General features: G+C 50.5%; 2 protein-coding genes. One reads left to right on the top strand and one right to left on the bottom strand.

Features of this window, described 5'->3' with window-relative positions:
* On the bottom strand, positions 1-1,222 hold a 1,222-nt coding region (locus ACOJS8_RS02475; RefSeq protein ID WP_420146946.1), incomplete at its 3' end, for a ligand-binding sensor domain-containing protein.
* Positions 1,223-1,381: 159 nt separating this feature from the next.
* On the opposite strand from ACOJS8_RS02475, the gene ACOJS8_RS02470 reads away from it, so the two are divergent.
* Positions 1,382-4,672, top strand: a complete 3,291-nt coding sequence (locus tag ACOJS8_RS02470) for a SusC/RagA family TonB-linked outer membrane protein (RefSeq protein WP_420146945.1) — start codon at positions 1,382-1,384, stop codon at positions 4,670-4,672.
* Positions 4,673-4,723 lie beyond the last annotated feature (51 nt).

Genomic DNA, 4,723 nt, shown 5'->3' with positions numbered 1-4,723 from the left:
GACTATGGTCAGGGTTGTAGAGCGAGAAGCCAGCCGTCCAGGTGCTAATCAGTACGTTGCCTGTTTGTGTTCGGAACAGTACGTTAACGTCGTTGGCTTTTAACGGCGAATTGGCCGACGTAAACCGTCGAAATTGTTGTCGGTTGGGCGAAATGGCGGTTAATCCTTTGATGGAACTCGCCCACAGATTACCTATTCGATCATACGTAACAGCGGTGACCCGGTCGGCCAGCAAACTTTGTGGATTGTGGGGTTCGTGCCGAAACGAACTGAACCGCTCAGGTTGGGCGTAGCGAATGTTAAGGCCACCTTGCCATGAACCAATCCAGAGATTACCGTCGGCATCGCAAAGACCTCGTTTTAAGGCATGTGTACTTAGGCTGTGGCTGTCTTCGCTATCGGGCAGTAGGTAAACTTTCCGGTCTGAATTACCATGCGGATAGAACCAGGCTCCGTAATCGGTCAGTACCCATAGATTCCCCGACTTATCGTCGATGATGTCGGTGATGACATTGACGGTTTCATACACACCTGGCTTGATAAATTCCTGCCGAAACTGGTTTGACTCTGGCTCAAACTGGAATAGCCCATGCCCATGTGTGCCTACCCAAAACCGGCCTAAATGGTCTTTTTTGATTACATTAATAGAGCGATGATGCGCTGCTACGTCGGCTGTGAATGGAATGAAATATGACTCCAATTCGCCTGTTTCAGGATTAAATGCCAATACTGTTCCCTGTATTGTGCCAATCCACAATTGCCCCGCTTCATCCCGATACAATGCCGTGACCGACGTACCGATTCGGGCATCAGCATAGCGGCCAACTTTCTGCGTTACATAATCATAATAGAACAGTCCTTTTTCCGCCGTACCAATCCAGAGCCGGTTGTTAACTTCGGCAAAACATGAAATACTTACCTGACCATCGGAATCTCCGGGTTTCAGTAACGGAAAATGATCGAACGTTTCGCCATCAGGACGCAGCCGACATAGGCCGTTGTTTCGGGGCCCTACCCAAATCGTGTTATGTTGGTCGGCGTAAAGTGCTGCGATGTTGCTGATGGGTAAACTATTCCCCTGCCCCGGTTGCCGACGAAAGACTTTGAAACTGTACCCATCGAAACGGTTCAAACCGTCGGACGTAGCCATCCAAATGAAGCCTTTTTTATCCTGCACAATAGCCCAAACCGTACTCTGTGATAATCCGTCTGCCGTAGTCAAGTGCTCAAACGAGACTTGCCCAAATGACTGTACGCTTAAAAACAGAATTAGGAGAAATGACTTCAGTACGTGCATACCTATGACAGAATAGGACAAAGGTATCTTTTAATGATACCAATTTTCGTGACAGAAAGCTAAATTTTTATCTGAACGACACGTATGAATCAACCTTACTCTATTCCCAGAAATCTGGTAATGGCGGTGATTGTGCTGCTTAGTTTCAGTAGCGCCTATGCGCAAACCCGAACCATAAAAGGGAAGGTGCTCGACGCAGGCAATAACACGCCCTTGCCGGGTGCCAACATCGTCATAGCCGGTTCCATACAGGGAACAACCAGCGATGCTAATGGTAATTTCAGCCTGTCGGTACCCAACTCGGCGCAGCAATTCGTTGTCTCATTCGTCGGGTACATTAAGAAAGAAGTGCCGCTTACCAACGCCAGCGATTATACCGTTTCGCTCGCAGCTGAAGAAGGTTCGTTGAGCGAAGTTGTGGTCATCGGGTACGGTTCGCGGGAGAAGAAAGACTTAACGGGAGCCATCTCGACAGTATCATCCAAAGAAATCAGCAAGAGCGTCGCGCAGGCGCCAGAATTGGCCATGCAGGGCCGGATGGCCGGCGTATTCGTATCAACACCGGGTGGTAGTCCACTGGCGCGTCCGCAGGTACGTATCCGGGGAGTCAGTACGTTCGGAAATGCCGAGCCGCTTTATGTGGTGGATGGTATCCCGCTGACGGAATATGGTTCGGGTACGGACAATGCCAGCGGTTCGGTCACGCGCGATATCCGAGGGAATGTGAACGTCTTGTCGATGATTAACCCCAACGATATTGAGTCGATGTCGGTGCTGAAAGACGCGTCGGCAGCGGCTATTTATGGGGTACGGGCGGCCAATGGTGTTGTGCTGATTACGACCAAGAAAGGAGCGCGCGGTGCACCAAAAGTCGATGTATCGATTTCGCACAGCATTCAGAACGTAACGAAGAAATTGAGTATGCTGGACGTATCGCAATTTGTGGCGCTCTACCGCGAAGCCTACGCCAATAACTCCAACGAAGCCAAGAACTTACCCGTACAATTCGACCCCACCAACGCGGCTTACTTAGGCAATAAACCCACCACTGACTGGCAAACTCCCTTATTGAACAAAAACGCTCCCAATACGGACTACAGCCTTCGGATTTCGGGCGGGAACGATGCGACGCGCTACTACGTATCGGCAGGCTATACGAATACGGAAGGCCCTCTGATTCAGAATAGTTTAAAGCGGTATTCACTGGCTACGAACGTCGATACGAAAGTGTCCAAGTTTTTGTCAACGGGATTAACGTATCGATTAGCTTATTCTGAAGCGGTCGACAACACACCGAGCGCGTTGCAATATGCGGCAGAAACGTCGCCCTGGCAGCAGATTTACGATCCCAACGGCCCACTGGGTTATGCGCCTTCCGTAAATCTAACATTTAAACCAAACCCCGAATTAGGAACGCCTGTAACGTCGCGGCCCCAGTATCTGCCTTCGATACCACCTTTTGTTGTCGATGCCACTACGTTGCTGTGGGGACCGGAAACGAATAATAACCTCTACGGCATGGTTGCTACGTCCGACCGAACCTATACGCTGCTGCGGAACATCGGAACCGCCTTTGTGCAGGTTGAGCCGATTCTGGGACTGAAATTCAAAGGTACGCTGAGCGTCGACTGGTATTACAACCGACGGAATGACTGGACAGCGGTCAATAATTACCTCTTCCTGCAAAATCCAGGTAACCCGTATTCCGTGGGCGATGGCACGTCGAAAGGAACGTATGGCGAACGGCATTCACGCAACGCCAACATTGTTAAAGAGTTCAGTATCAACTACACAAAGGCGTTTGGTGATCACAATGTCGATGTGTTGCTGAACGCGATGGATCAGAAGTACACCTATGAGTTTTTGCAGGGTGGCGCGTCGCAGATTCAGTTTGCACAACCGGAATTTCGTAGTCTGACGAACATACAACCCTACACCAATGTCAGTTCGTTTCGTGACCAAAACGCGTTACAAGGCTATCTGGGGCGCGTGAGCTATAATTACGCCAGCCGCTACTACGTCGATGCAACGGTTCGTCGGGATGGGGCGTCGCGGTTTGCACCGGGTTACAAATGGGGTACGTTTCCGGCGATTTCGCTTGCCTGGCGGATCAGTGCCGAGCCGTTCATGAAAAGTGCTACGTTCATCGACGACCTGAAAATTCGCGGAGGTTGGGGCAAATTGGGTAATCAGGAAACGCGCTCGTTTGCGTATCTCTCCCTTGTTTCCGATGCACCCGATTATGCACTGGGTTCGGGGAATGGAAATGGTATCGGTACGTTGCTGAATGGTACGTCACTGCCCGATTTCCCGGTGCAGGACTTGACCTGGGAAATCGGTAAAACCACCAGTTTAGGTTTTGATGGATCGTTCCTTAAGGGTAAACTAACCGCTACGGTTGAATACTACAACCGCCTGACGTCCGGGATTTTGCAGGCTGCGAACCTGGCGGCCAGTGTGGGTAATCAGAACCAGCCAATTTTGAATATTGCGTCGGTACGGAACAGCGGGATGGAGTTCCAGGTTGGCTACAACGGAACGGTTGGCAACGATTTCCGGTACAATATTTCCGGCAACCTGACTACGGTGAAAAACCGCGTCGAGTCGACATTCCAGAATCTGCCCTTCGGAAACGAGTATGGACGTATCGAAGTGGGCCAGCCAATGAATTATCTGTGGGGGTATAAAAAAGGTGGCATTTTCCAGAATCAGGCTGAAATCGATGCATGGAAAGCGAAGAATTCGGATGCGATCAACAACAACAATTTCGCGCCGGGCGATATGTATTTCCAGGATGTGTACGGCGATCCAAAAGATGCCGGACAGATTCGCTCGGAAACGCCCGATGGTAAGGTGAATACCAATGACCGGACATTCCTGGGTAGCAGCATTCCGGGTTACTATTACGGATTTAGCCTGGGCGGCAGCTTCAAAGGATTTGATCTGTCGATTTTCTTCCAGGGAGTTGGTGATGTGTATCGCTACAACAGCTGGCGGGCGTCTGGTGAAAACATGAGTGGCGCAGGCAGCAACCAATGGACTACCACGCTGAATCGCTGGACTGCGCAAAATCCATCCACCACGATGCCCCGCGCTGTCCGCTCTGACCCCGCTAACAACAACCGCTTCTCCGACCGTTTTGTCGAAAGTGCCGCTTTTCTGCGCTTGAAAAACGTGCAGTTAGGCTACTCACTTCCTGCTTCGCTGACACGTTCACTTGGTTTCATAAACGGCCAACGAGCCTACGTAGGCGCAACGAACCTGTTTGTCGTTACGCCTTGGACGGGCCTTGATCCTGAAGACGTTGACCGTGGTGGCAGCGATTTGATTCCGCCGGTACGTTCGATCACTATGGGTATTTCGGCTACTTTCTAATTCCTGAACATGAAAAAATATTCAATAATCGTTGTCTTGACCGTCGTTTTT

Source organism: Spirosoma sp., from assembly GCF_048594605.1.
GTDB lineage: Bacteria > Bacteroidota > Bacteroidia > Cytophagales > Spirosomataceae > Spirosoma.
Note: the sequence above shows the minus strand (reverse complement) of the source record. Positions and strands in the feature narration are given on the sequence as shown.